Here is an 18,758-nt window from a genome sequence, read left to right on the forward strand (position 1 = left end):
TTTGCGATGGATCAACCCGCCCTTTTCAGCAGCAATGTGCCAAGGAAAGCGCAGATGGCCGCCGGCACCAGCACCGCCAGCAGCGGCGGGAAGTTGAACACCTGGCTGGACGGACCAAGCAGGTCCTGGGCGATACGGAAGGTGAAGCCCACCAGCACGCCGGTGAACACCCGCTGGCCGAGGGTCACGCTACGCAGCGGACCGAAGATGAAGGAGATCGCCATCAATACCAGGGCGGCCGTCACCAGCGGCTGCAGGATCTTGGTCCAGAACGCCAGCCAGTAGCGGTTGGAGTTCAAGCCCTGCTCTTGCAGGTAATGGATGTAATCCCACAGTCCGGTGATCGACAGCGCTTCGGGCTCCATCACCACCGTATTGAGCAGTTGCGGGCTGAGCTGGATATTCCAGGCCTCGCTGGGCTTGCTCACGACCTCACTACGTTTTTCCGCAGCATGCAGCACCGTGGTGGTCACGCCCTGCAACTGCCACTGGTTGTTCTCGAAGACCGCCTGGCGGGCGAAACTCGCGGTCTGCAGGCGACGGTTCTCGTCGAAGTCGTAACGCGTCACGCCCAGCAGCACGCCGTCCGGGCGCACCACGTTGATGTGGATGAATTCATGCCCCTGGCGGTGCCACAAGCCAGACTTGGAGCTCTGCGAGCCGTTGCCGCTCTGCGCCAGGGCGCGCCCGCTCTGGGCGGCGGTTTCGGTATAGGGAATCACGTACTCGCCGACCAGGATGCCGGCGAACATCAGCACCAGCATCGGCTTCATCACCGCCCAGACGATGCGCTGCAGCGACACGCCGGCGGCGCGCATGATGGTCAGCTCGCTGTTGCTGGCCAGGGTACCCAGCCCCACCAGGCAGCCGATCAGCGCCGCCATGGGCAGCATGTCGTAGCCACGGCTCGGCGCGGTCAGCAGGACGAACTTGAGGGCTTCGGTCAGGGTGTAGCTTTCGTCGATCTGCCCCAGTTGGTCAACGAAGGCGAACAGCTCGGCCAGGCCGAGGATCACCCCGAGTACCGCGAGAATGGAAACGAAGACGGTCGTGCCGATGTAACGATCCAGCTTACGCATGCTTCAGCTCCCCGCCCGACTTCGCTCGCTTGGCGGCCAGCTTCAGACGCAGCGGCTCCCAGTACAACAACAGCAGGCCGATGGCCAGGAATATCCCGTGGATCCACCACAGGCCGAGGGCCATGGGGATCTTGCCCTTGTCGAGCATGCCGCGCCCGGCGATCAGCAGCGCCAGGTAGGCCATGTACAGCAGCACCGCCGGCAGCAGCTTGAGGAAGCGCCCCTGGCGCGGGTTCACGCGCGACAGCGGCACCGCCAGCACAGTCACCACGAACACCAGCAGCGGGATGGACAGGCGCCACTGCAGCTCGGACTTCATGCGCGGGTCGTCGCTGCCCAGCAGGTCGGAGGTGGGGATGGCGTCGCGGTCGTCGATCTCGCTGCTCACTTCCGGCTTGGGCAGCAAGGCAGCATAGGTGTCGTACTTGATCTCGCGGTAATCAGCCTGGCCAGGCGTGCCGTCGTAGCGGTAGCCGTCCTTGAGGATCAGGTAGCGGCTGCCGTCGGCATGGATTTCCTGCACGCCAGTGGCACCGACCAGCACCGAAGTGCCGCCGTCCTTGCCGTTGCGCGGGCGGTTCTTGTCCGAGATGAAGACCCCGCCCAGCTCGGTGCGTTCGTTGGCCAGGGTTTCGGTATAGGTCACCCGCGTGCCGTCGCGCATCGACTGGAAGCGCCCCGGCGCCAGGGTGTCGAATTCGGTCATCGCGTCCTGCTTGTTCAGCAGCAGCTGCATCTGGGTGATGCCCTGCGGCGCCAGCCACAGGCTCAGCCATGCCACCAGCAGGGCGATGAACAGTGCCGGTGCCAGGGTGATGGCGAGCAGGCGCTGCTGGCTCATGCCGGTGGCGGTGAGCACGGTCATCTCGCTGTCCAGGTACAGGCGGCCATAGGCCAGCAGGATGCCGAGGAACAGGCCCAGCGGCAGGATCAGCTGCAGGAAGCCCGGCAGGCGCACGCCCATGATCATGAACAGCGAACCCGGATCGAGCAGGCCTTGGGCCGCCTGCGCCAGGTACTTGATGAAACGGCCGCTCATGATGATGACCAGCAGCACGGCGCTCACCGCGCTCATGGTGATCAGCACTTCACGGGACAGGTAACGGAAGACAATCAAACCGGACACTCCAGGGTTGTCACGCTCGGGCGGCTACGCTCAAACTAGCCGCCGTGAAGCATTGCCGGGTGCGCGCGGACGCGACCCAGCGCAAATAGCCGGCATTATCCTGCGATTCGCCAGGCCTGTCACTGCGCAGTCCATCTTCATTCGCAGACCCTTCTGCTCTTTGTCCCGGGGACACTCAGCCATGGAATTCCTTGTAAAAAGCGTACGTCCGGAAACCCTGAAGACCGCCACCCTGGTCATCGCCGTGGGCGAAGGCCGCAAGCTCGGCGCCAGCGCCAAGGCCGTCGACGAAGCCACCGGCGGTGCCATTGCCAACCTGCTCAAGCGCGGCGACCTGGCAGGCAAGGTGGGCCAGACTCTACTGTTGCAAGATTTACCCAACCTTAAGGCCGAGCGCGTGCTGCTGGTCGGCGCCGGCAAAGAGCGCGAACTCTCCGACCGCGCCTACCGCAAACTGGTTTCCGCCGTCCTCGGTAATCTGAAGAACCTGGGCGGCGCCGACGCCGTGCTGGCCCTGGGCGACCTAGCCGTAAAAGGCCGCAATGCCCACGGCAAGGCTCGCCTGCAGGTGGAAACCCTGGCCGACGGCACCTACGTCTTCGACCGCTTCAAGAGCCAGAAGGCCGAAGCGCCGAAGCTGAAGAAGATCGCCCTGCTCGCCGACAAGGCCGACGCCGCCGCTGTCGAACAGGGCGCCAAGGAAGCCCAGGCCATCGCCAACGGCATGGCGCTGACCCGCGACCTGGGCAACCTGCCGCCGAACCTCTGCCACCCGACCTTCCTCGGCGAACAGGCCAAGGCGCTGGGCAAGGAATACAAAGGTCTCAAAGTCGAGGTCCTCGACGAGAAGAAACTCCGCGAGCTGGGCATGGGCTCGTTCCTCGCCGTCGCCCAGGGCAGCGACCAGCCGCCGCGCCTGATCGTGCTGCAGTACAACGGCGCGAAGAAGAAGGACGAAGCCCCGCACGTCCTGGTCGGCAAGGGCATCACCTTCGACACCGGCGGTATCAGCCTCAAGCCCGGCCTGGGCATGGACGAGATGAAGTTCGACATGTGCGGCGCCGCCTCCGTGTTCGGCACCTTCCGCGCCGTGCTGGAGTTGCAGCTGCCGATCAACCTGGTCGGCGTGATGGCCTGCGCCGAGAACATGCCCAGCGGCGGAGCCACCCGTCCGGGCGACATCGTCACCACCATGAGCGGCCAGACCGTCGAGATCCTCAACACCGACGCCGAAGGCCGCCTGGTGCTGTGCGACGCGCTGACCTACGTCGAGCGTTTCAAGCCGCAGTCCGTAGTGGACATCGCCACCCTGACCGGCGCCTGCATCGTCGCCCTGGGCTCCAACACCTCGGGCCTGATGGGCAACAACGACGCGCTGATCAAGCAACTGCTCAAGGCCGGTGAAGTCGCCGACGACCGCGCCTGGCAACTGCCGCTGTTCGACGAGTACCAGGAGCAGCTGGACAGTCCCTTCGCCGACATCGCCAACATCGGCGGGCCGAAGGCTGGCACCATCACCGCCGGCTGCTTCCTGTCGCGCTTCGCGAAGAAGTTCCACTGGGCGCACCTGGACATCGCCGGCACCGCCTGGATCAGCGGCGGCAAGGACAAGGGCGCCACGGGCCGCCCGGTTCCACTGCTGACCCAGTACCTGCTGGACCGCGCCAAGTAATGGCACAGTGCAATCTGCCGATGGGATCGAACGCATGACGCGTGTGGATTTCTACGTCATTCCCAGCACCGATCCCGACGCACGCCTGACCATCGCCTGTCGCCTGGCCGAAAAGGCCTGGCGGCAAGGCATGCGCATCTTCGTGCTGTGCAGCGATGAGGCCCAGCGCGACGCGCTGGATGCCCGGCTGTGGAACTTCCGTGGAGAAACCTTCATCCCACACAACGCGGTGGAAGAAGACGCCGACTCGCCCATTGTGCTGGCCCTGGGCGAGCCGCCGGAGAGCCACCGGGACCTGCTGATCAACCTGACCCTGGCCATTCCTGCGTTCGTCGACCGCTTCAACCGAGTCGCCGAGCTGGTGATCGAGGAACCGGCGATTCGTCAGGCCGCGCGGGAGAATTTCCGTCGCTACCGCGAGCAGGGCTATCCTTTGCAGGACCATCGCCTGCCGCGCCCTTGAGAGCGTCACCGCCAAGACCATGGACAACCGCAAGCCCCCGCACGACCCCGACCACCTGCTGGAAGACCTGAAGAAGATCCAGGATCTGCTGGACGAATCGGCGGCCGAGCCGCCCCTGCTCACCGAATCCTTCGAGCCGGACAACATCCCGTTGCTCTCCGACGTCGTCACGCCCGCGCCCCAGGCCCCGGCGCCGCCTGCCATCCAACCGGTCGAGCCGAACGCCGTTGCCCAGGCTAGCGAGCTGAATCGCCTGGACCTGGAGCTGCGCGCAGCCGCTCAACTGATCCTGCAGGATGTGATCGACGACTTCGCCCCGCAGATCGAAGCCGAACTGCAGCGCCGCCTGGAAGCGCGGATGCAGCGCCTGCTGGCCCAGCGCAAGCCCTGACATCCCGCGCCATTCCGCTTTTGGAGGAGCGAGGGTGTGCCTAGCCCTTGCTCGCGAACCATCGCCACTGCGAGCTTGCAGAAGAGCGTTGGCGAGCAGGCTTGCTCCTGCATGCCCCTTTTGCGGGCACACGGCCATCCGCGCCGGTGGCCTGAGCGCCCCGCCTCCCGTTATACTCAGCGGTTTTCCGTCTAGCCTTATCAGGGTCCCGCCGCGCTCATGGACAAGACCTACCAGCCACACGCCATCGAATCCCACTGGTATCCCCTGTGGGAGAAAGAGAACTACTTCGCCCCGCAAGGTTCCGGCGAGCCGTACACCATCATGATCCCGCCGCCGAACGTCACCGGCAGCCTGCACATGGGTCACGGCTTCAACAACGCCATCATGGACGCGCTGATCCGCTACCGCCGCATGCAGGGCCGCAACACCCTGTGGCAGCCGGGTACCGACCACGCCGGCATCGCCACCCAGATGGTGGTGGAGCGCCAGTTGGCCGCGCAGGGCATCGCCCGTCATGACCTGGGCCGCGAGAAGTTCCTCGAGAAGGTCTGGGAGTGGAAGGACCAGTCCGGCGGCACCATCACCCGCCAGATTCGTCGCCTGGGCTCCTCCGTGGACTGGTCGCGCGAGCGCTTCACCATGGACGACGGCCTCTCCGAAGCAGTCAAGGAAGCCTTCGTGCGCCTGCACGAGGACGGCCTGATCTACCGCGGCAAGCGCCTGGTCAACTGGGACACCAAGTTCCACACCGCCATTTCCGACCTGGAAGTGGAGAACCACGACGAGAAGGGCCACCTCTGGCACCTGCGCTACCCGCTGGCCGACGGCAACAAGACCGCCGACGGCAAGGACCACCTGATCGTCGCCACCACCCGTCCGGAAACCATGCTGGGTGACAGCGCGGTCGCCGTGCACCCGGAAGACGAGCGTTACGCCGCCCTGATCGGCACCTTCATCGACCTGCCGCTGGTGGGCCGGCGCATCCCGATCATCGCCGACGACTACGTCGACCGCGAGTTCGGCACCGGCTGCGTGAAGATCACCCCGGCCCACGACTTCAACGACTATGAAGTCGGCAAGCGCCACAACCTGCCGCTGATCAACATCTTCGACAAGAACGCCGCCGTGCTCGGCTTCGCCCAGGTGTTCCAGCTCGACGGCAGCGTCAACGCCGAGTTCGACGCCGGCCTGCCCGCCGCCTATGCCGGCCTCGACCGCTTCGTCGCCCGCAAGCAGATCGTCGCCGATTTCGAAGCCGCCGGCCTGCTCGAGAAGATCGACGACCACGCGCTGAAAGTGCCCAAGGGCGACCGCTCCGGCACCGTTATCGAGCCGTGGCTGACCGACCAGTGGTACGTATCCACCAAGCCGCTGGCCGAACCCGCCATCGCCGCCGTGGAAGACGGCCGCATCCAGTTCGTGCCCAAGCAGTACGAGAACATGTACTTCAGCTGGATGCGCGACATCCAGGACTGGTGCATCAGCCGTCAGCTGTGGTGGGGCCACCGCATCCCGGCCTGGTACGACGACGCCGGCAACGTCTACGTCGGCCGCAACGAAGCCGAAGTCCGCGCCAAGCACAACCTGGGCGACGCCAACCTGCGCCAGGACGAAGACGTACTGGACACCTGGTTCAGCTCGGGCCTGTGGACCTTCTCCACCCTCGGCTGGCCGGAACAGACCGAATACCTGAAGACCTTCCACCCCACCGACGTGCTGGTGACCGGCTTCGACATCATCTTCTTCTGGGTGGCGCGCATGATCATGCTGACCATGCACCTGATCAAGAACGGCGATGGCAGCGCGCAGATCCCGTTCAAGACCGTCTACGTCCACGGTCTAGTGCGCGATGGCCAGGGCCAGAAGATGTCCAAGTCCAAGGGCAACGTCCTCGACCCGCTGGACATAGTCGATGGCATTACCTTGGACGAACTGCTGGAAAAGCGCACCAGCGGCATGATGCAGCCCAAGCTCGCCGAGAAGATCGCCAAGCAGACCCGCGCCGAGTTCCCCGAAGGCATCGCCAGCTACGGCACCGACGCCCTGCGCTTCACCTTCTGCTCATTGGCGTCCACCGGTCGTGACATCAAGTTCGACATGGGCCGCGTCGAGGGCTACCGCAACTTCTGCAACAAGCTGTGGAACGCAGCCAACTTCGTCATCGAGAACACCGATGGCAAGGACACCGGCGTGAATGGCGAGCCGGTCGAGCTGTCCTCGGTGGACCGCTGGATCATCTCCGCCCTGCAGCGCACCGAGATCGAAGTCGCCCGTCAGCTCGACGCCTTCCGCTTCGACCTGGCCACCCAGGCCCTCTACGAGTTCATCTGGGACGAGTACTGCGCCTGGTACCTGGAACTGGTCAAGCCGGTGCTGTGGGACGAGAACGCGCCGATCGAACGCCAGCGCGGCACCCGTCGCACCCTGGCGCGCGTGCTGGAAACCGCACTGCGCCTGGCGCACCCGTTCATGCCGTTCATCACCGAGGAAATCTGGCAGCGCATCAAGGCGTCCGCCGGCAAGGATGGTGAAACGCTGATGCTGCAACCCTGGCCGGTCGCCGACGAGGCGAAGATCGACGCCGCCGCCGAAGGCGACATCGAGTGGGTCAAGGCGCTGATGCTGGGCATCCGCCAGATCCGTGGCGAGATGAACATCTCCATGGCCAAGCGCATCGACCTGGTGCTGAACAACGCCTCGCCCGAAGACCACCGCCGCCTGGCCGACAACGAGCCGCTGCTGATGAAGCTGGCCAAGCTCGAGACCATCCGCGTGCTGGACGAAGGCGAAGAACCGCCGATGTCCGCCACCGCGCTGGTCGGCGACCTGCAGGTGCTGGTACCGATGGCCGGGCTGATCGACAAGGCCGCGGAAATGGCGCGCCTGGACAAGGAAATCCAGCGCCTGGAAGGCGAAGTCAAACGCGTCGGCGGCAAGCTGTCCAACGAAGGCTTCGTCGCCAAGGCACCGCCGGAAGTGATCGAGAAAGAACGCGCCAAACTGGCTGAAGCGGAACAGGCGGTGACCAACCTGATCCAGCAGCGCGAGAAGATCGCCAGCCTGTAAGTTCTGGAAAGGTAAGAACAACGGCGCCCTCGGGCGCCGTTGTCATTTCTGCGGGTCTGGCTTCAGTACACCGTCCCCACCGGATACACGTAGGCATTCACGTCATAGAACGGCGTGCGCTGGTAAAACCACTGCAGGCGCGCCTGGGCGTCCTTGGCGAAGGCCTTGTCGTCCTTGAGCTTCTTCTCGAACTCGGCCTTGAGCTTCGGGTCCTGGGCGAGCATCTTGCGCGCCATCGGTTCCATCACGTACTCCTCCGGCTCCTCGGCGACCACCAGCGTCGAGTTGAAGAAGCCCCAGGACCAGAACGAATCCGGGCTCTCCGCCGTCAGCAGGTTGATCGCCAGCACGCCCAGCGGCTGGTCCGTGTCGATCACCACGGAGCCCGCCGGGTAGGTCTGCAGGCGTTGGAACGGTTTGCCGGTGCCGCTCACCAGCAGATGTCCCTCGTAGCCAGGAATCTCGTTGGTGGCGGCACGGTCCGGCTCGAAGCCGCCGGCCAGCTTGATGTCGTCCATGCGGTTCAGGGTCACCTCGATGGGCGTGGCCTTGTCCAGGGTCTTCATCTGGATGCCGTGGGACTTCAGGCGCGCAATCACCTCGCCCCACTGCACCGGCACGACGAACTGCTTCGGTCGTTTCACCACCAGGTCCGGCACCGAGTTATCGCTGATCGGCACATCGAGTTGCTTGGGCTTGTTGCTCCAGACGATGGTCTTCTTGCCGGTGATCGGCGATTCCTCGTAGCGGTAGTCGCCGACGGTGAACGGCGTGTGCTGCTCTTTTCCGGGCTTCCAGGTGAGGATCACGTCCTTCTGCGCGGCCAGGCGCTCGCGGTCCTTGGTGATGGCCTGCTTGAGCGAATCGGCGTTATCGCCGATCACCTGGAACATCGCCTTGAGCATCACGTAGTTGCCCAGCACCTGGGTTTCGTAGGGATGCAGTGCGTGCTGCTCGATGAGGATCGACGGCACGTTGCGGATGTCGCCGTACTGGTTGGAGAACCGCGCCAGGTCGGTGCGATAGGGGTAGTAACCCTTGGTCGGATCCTGGTTGTCGTTGAAGCTGATGCATTCGTGGACCACATGGCCGTCGCCTTCCAGCTCCTTGTAGACCGGCGGCCGCATGACCTTGTCCATCCACTCGCTGGAGGCCGGCGACCAGCCGTTGCCGTTGTGGCAATAGGAGCTGTCGTAGGGGTACATGGCGCCGTCGGTGGAATGGGTATCGACGAAGAAGCTCAGGTCGTACTGGTTGAACACTGAGGCGACGTTGCGGATTTCCGCGCTGTCGAGCTTGGTGAAGTCGCGGTTGAGGTTGTAGTTCAGGCCGTTGACGCGCCAGCCGGTGACTTCCGGGCCGTTCTGGTTGATCCGCCCGTAGGGGCTGCGGCGCAGGTCGCCGTCGATGTTCACGGTGGGGATGAAGAGGATGTTGACCTTGTCCAGCAGCCCCGCCAGTGGCTTGTCGCCGGTGGTCATGTCGCGCAGCAGCATGAACATCGCGTCCTTGCCGTTGGCCTCGCCGGGATGGATTTCCGCCTCGACGAAGAGGGTCGGTTTGCCGGACTTGTTCAGCCCCTCCGCCGACTTGTCTGCCTCGCGGCTGGCCGTGACCAGCAGCATCGGCTCGCCGGTGGCGCTGTTCTCCGGCAGATCGCTCAGAGTGATGGCACCGCCGGAAGCATCCGCCAGCTTCTGCAGCCAGGCGCGGGTCTGGTGATAGTCGGAGGTTTCCTTGAAGCCGCTGGATTCGGCCAGGGTGACCAGCGGATTGTCAGACTTGGCGATGTACTTCGTACTGGCGAGCTTCTGCTCGAACATCGCCGGCAGGATGCGGGTCTTGGCCGCGGCGCTGTAGCCGCTGTCATCGACATACCCCGGCGCCGAAGGCAGGGCGGCGTAGAGGGGCAGGCTGGAGGTGGCGAAGAGGCCGGCGAGCAGCGCTCGGGACGAGAGGTGGTACATGGGAGGTTCTCCTTCTGCAGCAAAACGTCCTGCGGGCGCAGGTGCGTCCGTGCATCAACCATAGTCAACCCTGGGGAAATGCCAGCGCGGTTCGTCGTCGCGCCCGCTCTACGGCGGCCCATGCATTCCTCGGAGGAATGACCTTGCGAAGAATGCTCGCTTGGATCGCCGAGGCAGTTGCCCGAATATCAGCCCACCCTGCCCCTTCCAGGAACCCCATGCCCATGTCCGATCTTCCGGCCCGCAACGGCGGCCAGGTCCTCGTCGAAGCCCTGCTGCGCCACGCGGTGGATACCGTCTACTGCATCCCCGGCGAAAGCTACCTGCCGGTGCTCGATGCCCTGCACGATGCCAGCAGCATCCAGACCATCGTCACCCGCCATGAGGGCGCCGCCTCGAACATGGCCGATGCCTACGGCAAGCTCACCGGCCGCCCCGGTATCTGCTTCGTCACCCGCGGGCCGGGCGCGACCCATGCGGCCAACGGCGTGCACACGGCGATGCAGGACTCGACGCCGATGATCCTGTTCATCGGCCAGGTGGAAAGCGCCTTCAAGGGCCGCGAAGCCTTCCAGGAAGTGGACTATCGGCAGATGTTCGGCGGCCTGGCCAAATGGGCCACCGAAGTCGACGACATCCACCGCATTCCCGAGATCGTCGCCCGCGCCTTCCGCGTCGCCCAGTCAGGGCGGCCCGGTCCGGTGGTGATCGGGCTGCCGGAGGAGGTGCTGTTCGGCTCGGCACAGGTCGCCGATGTGGCGCCGTCGCCCATCACCCGCGCCGCGCCGACGTCCAGCGCGCTGGCCGAACTGCATGAACGGCTGAGCCAGGCCCGGCGCCCGCTGCTGATCGTCGGCGGCACCGGCTGGACCACCGAGGCCTGCGAGCAGGTACGCGCCTTCGCCCGCGCCAACCGCCTGCCGCTGGTGGCCTCGTTCCGCCGCCAGGACCTGATCGACAACCGCGACGAGCAGTACGCCGGCCAACTCGGCTTCGGCGCCTCGCCCAGGCTCACCGCGCGGGTGCAGGAAGCAGACCTGCTGCTGGTGCTCGGCTCGCGCCTGAGCGAAACGCCCAGCGCCGGCTACACCCTGATCCAGAGCCCGCGCCCTCAGCAGAGCATGATCCACGTGTACGCCGATGCCAGCGAGCTGGGCCGCGTCTACCAGGTCGACCAGATGGTCGAGGCCGGCATGCCGGAGATCGCCACTGCCCTGGCCGGGCTCGCTCCCCTGAGCGAAACATCCTGGGCGGAGTGGACCGCCGCGGCCCGCGCCGACTATCTCAGCTACGTCACCCCACCCAAGCACGCCGAACCACCGCAAGGCGTGGACCTCACGCAAGTCATCAATTACCTCAACGAAGCGCTCCCGGACGATGCGGTGATCAGCAACGGCGCCGGCAATTACGCCGTCTGGGTGCATCGTTTCTACCGCTATCGCACGCCACGCAGCCAGCTCGCCCCCACCAACGGCGCCATGGGCTACGGCTTCCCCGCCGCCATCGCTGCCAAGCTGCGCGACCCGCAGCGCAGCGTGGTGTGCTTCGCCGGTGACGGCTGTTTCATGATGTACCCGCAGGAGCTGGCCACCGCCGTGCAGTACGGCGCGGCGCTGACCGTCATCGTGGTCAACAACGGCATGCTTGGCACCATCCGCATGCACCAGGAACGCGAATACCCCGGCCGCATCAGTGCCACGCAGCTGCGCAACCCGGACTTCGTCGCCCTCGCCCGCGCTTTCGGCGCCCACGGTGAGCTGGTCGAACGTACCGAGGACTTCGCCGCCGCCTTCGAGCGTGCCCAGGCCAGCGGCAAGCCGGCGCTGATCGAGTTGCGCACCGATCCGCAGCAGATCACCCCGGTTTCGCGCCTGCCATGACCCGGCGAACGCCCCGCGCGCGGGGCGTCACGCTTCGCTAAGCTGCATCGGATCAACGCAACGTGCCTGCCACAACGGGCACAATGGCGCGCCGAAATAAAGCTAGGGAAGCGCATGAGTCTGCAACTGATCTGGGTCCTCGCCCTCCTCGCCACCGCGGTCGGGCTGTTCGTCGCCAACCGCCCGCGGATGGACGTGGTCGCCCTGCTGGTGATGGTCGCCCTGCCGTTGTCCGGTGTGCTCAGCGTACAGGAGTCGCTGGCCGGCTTCGCCGATCCCAATGTCATCCTGATCGCCGCGCTGTTCGTCATCGGCGAGGGCCTGGTGCGCACCGGCGTGGCCTACCGCATCGGCGAATGGCTGACCCGCCGCGCCGGCTCCAGCGAGACGCGCCTGCTGGTACTGCTGATGCTCGCCGTTGCCGGCCTCGGTTCGGTGATGAGTTCGACCGGCGTGGTCGCCATCTTCATTCCCGTGGTGCTGAGCATCGCCGCGCGCCTGCACGTGTCGCCGCGCCGGCTGATGATGCCGTTGAGCTTCGCCGGGCTGATCAGCGGCATGCTCACGCTGGTCGCCACCGCACCCAACGTCGTGGTGCACAGCGAACTGGTGCGTGAAGGCTCGAAAGGTTTCAGCTTCTTCAGCTTTACCCCGTTCGGCCTGGTCGTGCTGGTGCTCGGCGTCGGCTACATGCTGGTGGCGCGGCGCTGGCTGGGCGATGACGCCGGCGACGACAAGCAGAGCGTCAGGCGCCGCACCCTCAGCGACCTGATCCGCGACTACCAGTTGGCCGGCCGCGAACGCCGCCTGCGCATCCGCGCCGACTCGCAACTGGTGGGCATGAGCCTGGCCGACGTGGAGCTGCGCGCCCGCGCGGGGACCAACGTGGTAGCCATCGAGCGCATGGTGCACTTCCGCCTGAAGATCCTGACGCCCAGCGCCAACATCGTGCTGCACGCCGGTGACGTGTTGCTGGTGGATATCTCCGGCGAACGCAATGACCTGCTCGGCATGTACCACGAATACGGCCTGGAGCCGCTGAGCCTGCAGGGCGACTATTTCACCGAGCGTGCCCACGAGGTGGGTATGGCCGAAGTCACCCTGCCGCCGGAGTCCGGGTTGCTGGGCAGGAGCGTGCGCGACCTGGAGTTCCGCAGCCAGTTCGGCCTCAACGTGGTCGGCCTGCGGCGCAACCGCGAGGCGCTGGTGGAGGGACTGCTGGAGGCCAAGCTGAAGGTCGGCGACACCCTGCTGGTGATCGGCGACTGGAAGGAAATCCGCCAGCTGCAGGCGCGCAGCCGCGACTTCCTGGTGCTCAGCCTGCCGGCCGAAGTCGACGAGGCGGCCCCCGCCGCCAGCCAGGCGCCCCACGCGCTGTTCAGCCTGGCGGTGATGGTGATCCTGATGGTCAGCGGCCTGGTGCCCAACGTCATGGCCGCGCTGATCGCCTGCCTGCTGATGGGCGCCTTCCGCTGCATCGACATGGACAGCGCCTACCGCGCCATTCACTGGCAGAGCCTGCTGCTGATCGTCGGCATGCTGCCCTTCGCCCTGGCGCTGCAGAAGACCGGCGGCATCACCCTCGCGGTCAATGGGCTGGTGGGTGCGCTGGGCGGCGCAGGCCCCTACGCGATCCTCGCCAGCCTGTTCGCGCTTACCGCGATGATCGGCCTGTTCATCTCCAACACCGCCACCGCCGTGCTCATGGCCCCGGTCGCCATCGCCACGGCCAAGGCGCTGGGCGCCTCGCCCGAGTCATTCGCGATGATCGTCGCGCTGGCCGCTTCAGCCGCCTTCATGACGCCGATCTCTTCGCCGGTCAATACGCTGGTGCTCGGCCCAGGCCGCTATCGCTTCGGAGATTTCGTCAAGGTTGGCGTACCCTTCACGATTCTGGTGATGATCGTCAGCGTTGTGCTGGTACCCTGGCTGCTGCCGCTGTAGCCGGCCACTGCAAGATCGTCACAAGATCACCAAGGAAACGTCACGATGGAAGTGAGCAAGACCAAGAGCAGTTTCTACCGCCGCCTGTACGTCGCCTGGCTGATCGACAGCGGCACCGCCACCAGCGTCCCGGCGCTGATGGAAGCCACCGGCATGCCCCGGCGCACCGCCCAGGACACCCTGGCCGCGCTGGCCGACCTGGACATCGACTGCGCCTTCGAGCAGCACGACGGCGAGCGCAACAATGCCGGCCACTACCGCATCCGCGACTGGGGCGCCATCGATCCGCGCTGGATTGCCGCGCACCTGCCGAAGATCAAGGACATCCTGCAGTACCCCTGAGCCGCCATCATGCTTGCCGTCCCGCCCGCCCTCTGGCGCTTTCGCCGACTGATCCTGCTGCTGGCCTTCGCCGTGGTGCTGGTCCTGCTCTACCGCGCCAGCGGCCTGCACGAGGAATTCAGCCTCGATTACCTGCGCGACGAACTGGCTGACAACCGCCTGCGCGGCCTGTTGCTGTTCGTCGGCCTGTTCGCCCTGGGCAACCTGTTGCACATCCCCGGCCTGCTGTTCCTCGCCGCCGCCGTGCTGGCCATGGGCAAGCTCTGGGGCGGGTTGACTACCTACGCCGCCGCGCTGTTTTCCTGCGGATTCACCTTCCTCATCGTGCGCGCCGTGGGCGGCAATGGCCTGCGGCTGCTGAACAACAAGATGACCCGCGCCATCTTCAGCCACCTCGACCAGCGCCCGGCGACCAGCGTGTTTCTCCTGCGCCACGCCTTCATCACCTCGCCGACGCTGAACTACAGCCTGGCCCTCTCCGGCATCGGCTTCGGGCCCTACATGCTCGGTACGGCGCTCGGCCTGCCGATTCCGCTGCTGCTGTGCTGCCTGCTGTTCGACCGCCTGGGCAGCCTGCTGATCGGCTGAGGCGCGGCAAGCGCATCTGTGGGAAAATCGCCCTCCGCTTTCCAGCCCCACGCCCGCCATGCCGAAACCGCCGAAACGCCCTGCCGCCAAACCCGAGCCCCTGCGCGACCCTGCCGCGAAGCGGCCGAACCTGCTGCACCCGCGCAACCGCCACCAGGGGCACTACGACTTCCCGGCGCTGATCGAGGATTGCCCGGAACTGGGCCGTTTCGTCATCACCAACCCCTACGGCAAGCCGAGCATCGACTTCGCCAACCCCGAGGCCGTGCGCATGTTCAACCGCGCGCTGCTCAAGGCGCAGTACGGCATCGGCCAGTGGGATATTCCCGCCGGCTTCCTCTGCCCGCCGATTCCCGGCCGCGCGGACTATGTGCACTACCTCGCCGACCTGCTCGCCGAGGACAACGCGGGCAATGTGCCGCGCGGGCCGAACGTGCGCATGCTGGATATCGGCGTCGGCGCCAACTGCATCTACCCGCTGATCGGCCACCGCGACTACGGCTGGAGCTTCCTCGGCTCGGACATCGAGCCGGCCGCATTGGCCTCGGCCCGCGCCATCGTCAATGGCAATCCCGGCCTGGGCGAGGCCATCGAACTGCGCCAGCAGCACGATCCGAAGCACATTTTCCAGGGGCTGCTGGCCGCCGATGAGCGCTTTGCCGCGACCCTCTGCAACCCGCCCTTCCACTCCTCACCGGAAGAGGCCAGCAGCGGCAGCCGGCGCAAATGGAAGAACCTCGGCAAGCTCGACCCCTCGCGCCAACTGCCCAAGCTGAACTTCGGCGGGCAGAGCAACGAGCTGTGGTGCGAAGGCGGCGAAATCGCCTTTTTGCGCAAGCTGGCGACGGAAAGCGCGACAGTCGGCCAGCAGGTGCGTTGGTTCAGCTCCCTGGTGTCCAAGGCCGGCAACCTCGACGACTTCCACCGCGCCTTGAAGAAGGCCGGGGCCATCACGATTCGCACCGTGGACATGGCCCAGGGCCAGAAGCAGAGCCGCTTTGTCGCCTGGACCTTCCTGGAGCCGGAGCACCGTCGAACTTCGCCGTAGGGCGCATAACGCGGCACGCGTTATCCGCCGTCAGCCAGCGCACGGCATGGTCCGTCAGGCCTCGGCCGCGATGGCCGGTATGCGCTCGCGGCCCAGCAGCACGAACACCAGCCCCGCCACAATGAACGTGATCCCGGCGAGCAACTCCAGCACGCGGCTGAACACTGCGGTGTAATCGCTGCGCAGTTGCTCCACCGGCACTTGCGGCAGCTGCTCGACCACCGCCGTCAGGTTGCCGATGGCCAACTGGTTGGCGCTCATCAGGCGCTCCGCCGGGGCCATTCCCAGCGGCTCCAACTGCGCGGCGATCAAGGTTGCCAGCAAGGCACCGACCACCGCGATCGCCACTGCATCGGCGGACACCCGCACCGTGTTGAAGATGCCGGTCGCCATGCCAGCGCGCTCGCGCTCCACGACACTCACCGCCAACCCGTCCATCAACCCCCAGGGCAGGCCGATACCGATGCCGATCATCAGCAGCGGCGCATCCGGCGCGACGCCTTCCGCCAGGTTGCGCGCCAGCCAGAGCAACCCGCCCGCGACGATCAGCAGGCCGATTGCCGACAGGCTGCCAGCGCTGAAGTGCTTTGCCAGAAGCGCTGCGACAAAGGGCACCACCAACAGCGGCGCCGACAGTGCCAGCATGGTCCAGCCGGCCTGCAGCGCGCCCTGCCCCTCAACGCCGATGAAGCGTCCCGGCAACAGCACGATCAGCACCACGTAGGCAAAGGCCGGCGACGCACCCAACAGTTGCACGCCGACGAAACGCCAGTGGTTGAACAGCGAGAGGTCCAGCAGCGGCCGCTGGACACGACGCTCGATGGCGATGAACGCCGCCAGGAGCACGGCACTCGCCGCCAGCGTGACGATGACCGCAACGCTGCTCCAACCCTGTTCCGGTGCCAGCAACAGACCGTAGGTGAACAGGCTGAGCGCGGCGGTGAAGCTCAGCGCACCGGGCCAGTCCAGGCCACGCGCCTGTGGGTCGCGGGTCTCGCGGCAGAAGTACACGACCACCGGCACCGAAGCCAGCGCACAGACTGCCGGCACCAGAAACACCCAGCGCCAGCCCGGCCCATCGGTGAGCCAGCCGGCCAGCAATGGGCCGAAGGCCAGGCCAACGCCGAAGGTCGTCCCCAGCAGGCTGAATACCCGCGTGCGGATCGGCCCGTCGAACTCCTGCGCGAGCGCCGCCATGGCGGCGGCAAAAGCTGCCGAACCACCGGCGCCCTGCAGCAGGCGCAACCCATCGATGGCCACCACCGAAGGTGCCAGGGGAATTGCCAGGGTAGTCGCGCAGAACAGCGCCAGGCCGACCAGCCAGATGCGCTTGCGCCCATAGACGTCGGCCAGGCTGCCCGCCGCCATCATCGCCGCGCCGTAGGCGAGCACGTAGCCGTTGACGATCCAGTTCAGCGCCACCGCCGAACCGCCCAGTTCATGGGCAATGGCCGGCAACACCACGGCCGGGCCGGTGAAGCACAGGGGAATCAGCACCGCCGTCAGGCTGGCGGCGAGCAACAGTAACCAGCGCGAAACGTCATTGCCGTCTTGTCGTGTGTCGTGGGAGGGATTCATGGTGGGTCCGTGATGATCCGAAGAAGACCCGCTGCACCCTAATCAACCCGGCATTGCGGAAAAACAGGCTAGGATTCCGAACATAACGGACACCATTGTCCGCAATTCATACCCTGCCAAGCGGCACAATGGCCGCCCGCCTACACGGATACATTCACATGGACAGCCTCAACGGGCTCCGGGTCTTCCTCCAGGTCGCCGACACCCTGAGCTTCGCCCAGGCCGCGCGACTGCTCGGCCTCTCCGCCTCGGCAGTGGGCAAGAGCATTGCGCGCCTGGAGGATCGCCTGGGCGTGCGCCTGTTCCATCGCAGTACGCGCAGCCTCAGCCTGAGCAACGAGGGGCAGCTGTTCCTCGAACGCTGCCGACGCATCCTCGACGAGCTGGAGGCGGCAGAGCAGGAACTGGCGCTGTCCACCCAGCAGGCCCGCGGCCGGCTGAAGATCAGCATGCCGCTGGTGGCCGGCCTGCTGCCCCAGGTGCTACCGGAGTTCCTGCGCTGCTATCCGCGCATCCAGCTGGACATCGACTTCACCGACCGCCTGGTCGACGTCATCGAGGAAGGTTTCGACCTGGTAGTACGCGGCGGCGAACTGCGCGACTCACGGCTCAAGGCGCGCAAGCTGGGCGATTTCAGCCTGCTGCTGGTAGCCGCGCCGGCCTATCTGCGCCAATACGGTACGCCTCGCCGGCCGGCCGACCTGAACCAGCACCTGTGCCTGCACTACCGCTACCCCAGCAGCGGGCTGGTGCAACGCTGGCCACTGAACCTTGCGCCGGGTGAGTCGGAGCCGCGCCTGGAGGGCGGCCTGATCTGCAATACCGCCGACATGCTGATCAACGTCGCCTGCCAGGGCATGGGCATCGCCTGCCTGCCCGACTTCGCCGTGCGCGGTGCGCTGAACGACGGCAGGCTGGTGCAGGTGCTCGCCGAGCACACCGCGCACCAGGGCAGCTTCCACGCGCTGTGGCCGGCAGGCCGGCGCATGCCGCTCAAGCTGCGGGTGTTCCTCGACTTCCTTGGCGACCGCCTGTTCGTCAGCCGATGAAGCAGGTCAGCGGATGAACTGCCTGCTGATCTCGCGGAAGACCTCTGTCCCAGCACGCTCCAGCCACTCGAAGGCGACCATCTCCCGCGAGACGACCACCGCGCCGGCCTGACGCATGCGCTCCAGCGCCAGCGCCTTGTCCTGCGGACGACGCGAACCGAGCGCCTCCTCCACCACGAACACTTCGCGATCTGCGGCCAACAGGCCGAGGACCGTCTGCAGCACACAGACATGCGCCTCGGTGCCGCACACCACGAACTGCCGGCGATCGCCGCCGGGCATCTGCAACAGGCCGGGATCGTTAACGGCGGAGAAGGCGACCTTCTCCAGCAGCTCGCCCTCGTCCAGCTCGTCGCGCAGCGCCGGCAGCGTCGGCCCGAGCCCTTTCGGATACTGCTCGGTGGCCAGCACCGGCACGCCCAGCCGCCGCGCAATGGCCAGCAACCAGGCGCTGTGTTCCAGCACCGATGCGTTGGCGTGGATGGCCGGGAACAGGCGTTCCTGGATGTCGATGATCAGCAGGGTCGACGTACGCGCCTGAATCAACATGGGCAATCCTCTC

15 protein-coding genes are annotated in these 18,758 nt (G+C 66.1%); 10 read left to right on the forward strand and 5 right to left on the reverse strand.

The window, feature by feature from the left end; translation table 11 throughout:
* Positions 1-11: 11 nt before the first annotated feature.
* Both lptG and lptF read right to left on the reverse strand, forming a co-directional pair.
* Positions 12-1,079 (reverse strand): LPS export ABC transporter permease LptG, encoded by a 1,068-nt coding sequence (gene lptG / locus LDJ84_RS23845; protein WP_024762889.1) that lies wholly within the window; start codon positions 1,077-1,079, stop codon positions 12-14.
* Positions 1,072-2,196, reverse strand: coding sequence for an LPS export ABC transporter permease LptF (gene lptF / locus LDJ84_RS23850; protein ID WP_024762888.1), 1,125 nt, complete (start codon positions 2,194-2,196; stop codon positions 1,072-1,074). The genes lptG and lptF overlap by 8 nt, the downstream gene beginning before the upstream one ends.
* Positions 2,197-2,386: 190 nt before the next feature.
* Between lptF and LDJ84_RS23855 the strand changes: the two genes are divergently transcribed.
* From LDJ84_RS23855 to LDJ84_RS23870, 4 genes are all read left to right on the forward strand, one after another.
* Positions 2,387-3,877 (forward strand): leucyl aminopeptidase, encoded by a 1,491-nt coding sequence (locus LDJ84_RS23855; RefSeq protein WP_226045507.1) that lies wholly within the window; start codon positions 2,387-2,389, stop codon positions 3,875-3,877.
* Positions 3,878-3,911: 34 nt separating this feature from the next.
* Positions 3,912-4,340, forward strand: a complete 429-nt coding sequence (locus tag LDJ84_RS23860) for a DNA polymerase III subunit chi (protein ID WP_226045508.1) — start codon at positions 3,912-3,914, stop codon at positions 4,338-4,340.
* A 19-nt stretch (positions 4,341-4,359) separates the two neighbouring features.
* On the forward strand, positions 4,360-4,731 hold the full coding sequence (locus LDJ84_RS23865; protein WP_024762885.1) for a hypothetical protein: 372 nt from the start codon (positions 4,360-4,362) through the stop codon (positions 4,729-4,731).
* Positions 4,732-4,950: 219 nt separating this feature from the next.
* A complete protein-coding gene (locus LDJ84_RS23870; RefSeq protein WP_226045509.1) occupies positions 4,951-7,800 on the forward strand; it encodes a valine--tRNA ligase in 2,850 nt (949 codons plus the stop codon).
* A gap of 62 nt (positions 7,801-7,862) precedes the next feature.
* Here the strand turns inward: LDJ84_RS23870 and LDJ84_RS23875 are convergent, their stop codons facing one another.
* The gene (locus LDJ84_RS23875) at positions 7,863-9,767 is read right to left on the reverse strand and encodes a M14 family metallopeptidase (RefSeq protein WP_226045510.1); all 1,905 of its coding nucleotides are present in this window, start codon (positions 9,765-9,767) and stop codon (positions 7,863-7,865) included.
* A 224-nt stretch (positions 9,768-9,991) separates the two neighbouring features.
* Between LDJ84_RS23875 and LDJ84_RS23880 the strand changes: the two genes are divergently transcribed.
* The 5 genes from LDJ84_RS23880 to rlmF all read left to right on the forward strand — a co-directional run bounded on the left by LDJ84_RS23880 (position 9,992) and on the right by rlmF (position 15,569).
* Positions 9,992-11,647 carry a thiamine pyrophosphate-binding protein gene (locus LDJ84_RS23880; RefSeq protein WP_226045511.1) on the forward strand — a complete coding sequence of 552 codons (1,656 nt, stop codon included), beginning with the start codon at positions 9,992-9,994 and terminating at the stop codon, positions 11,645-11,647.
* A gap of 114 nt (positions 11,648-11,761) precedes the next feature.
* Positions 11,762-13,591, forward strand: a complete 1,830-nt coding sequence (locus tag LDJ84_RS23885; RefSeq protein ID WP_226045512.1) for an SLC13 family permease — start codon at positions 11,762-11,764, stop codon at positions 13,589-13,591.
* Positions 13,592-13,636: 45 nt separating this feature from the next.
* Complete coding sequence (locus LDJ84_RS23890; protein WP_024762881.1) at positions 13,637-13,933, forward strand: winged helix-turn-helix domain-containing protein; 297 nt, start codon at positions 13,637-13,639, stop codon at positions 13,931-13,933.
* Between the two features lie 9 nt (positions 13,934-13,942).
* Positions 13,943-14,521, forward strand: coding sequence for a VTT domain-containing protein (locus LDJ84_RS23895; protein ID WP_024762880.1), 579 nt, complete (start codon positions 13,943-13,945; stop codon positions 14,519-14,521).
* A gap of 58 nt (positions 14,522-14,579) precedes the next feature.
* A complete protein-coding gene (gene rlmF / locus LDJ84_RS23900; protein ID WP_170859365.1) occupies positions 14,580-15,569 on the forward strand; it encodes a 23S rRNA (adenine(1618)-N(6))-methyltransferase RlmF in 990 nt (329 codons plus the stop codon).
* Positions 15,570-15,623: 54 nt separating this feature from the next.
* On the opposite strand, the gene LDJ84_RS23905 is transcribed toward rlmF, so the two are convergent.
* On the reverse strand, positions 15,624-17,147 hold the full coding sequence (locus tag LDJ84_RS23905; RefSeq protein WP_226045513.1) for an MFS transporter: 1,524 nt from the start codon (positions 17,145-17,147) through the stop codon (positions 15,624-15,626).
* Positions 17,148-17,305: 158 nt separating this feature from the next.
* Here LDJ84_RS23905 and LDJ84_RS23910 point away from each other — a divergent pair, with 158 nt between their 5' ends.
* Positions 17,306-18,196 (forward strand): LysR family transcriptional regulator, encoded by an 891-nt coding sequence (locus LDJ84_RS23910; protein WP_170859367.1) that lies wholly within the window; start codon positions 17,306-17,308, stop codon positions 18,194-18,196.
* 6 nt (positions 18,197-18,202) lie between these two features.
* On the opposite strand, the gene LDJ84_RS23915 is transcribed toward LDJ84_RS23910, so the two are convergent.
* Positions 18,203-18,745: a hydrolase gene (locus tag LDJ84_RS23915; RefSeq protein WP_226045514.1), complete on the reverse strand. Its 543-nt coding sequence runs from the start codon at positions 18,743-18,745 to the stop codon at positions 18,203-18,205.
* Positions 18,746-18,758 lie beyond the last annotated feature (13 nt).

Source organism: Pseudomonas sp. HS-18, from assembly GCF_020401845.1.
GTDB classification, from domain to species: Bacteria; Pseudomonadota; Gammaproteobacteria; order Pseudomonadales; family Pseudomonadaceae; genus Pseudomonas; species Pseudomonas nitroreducens.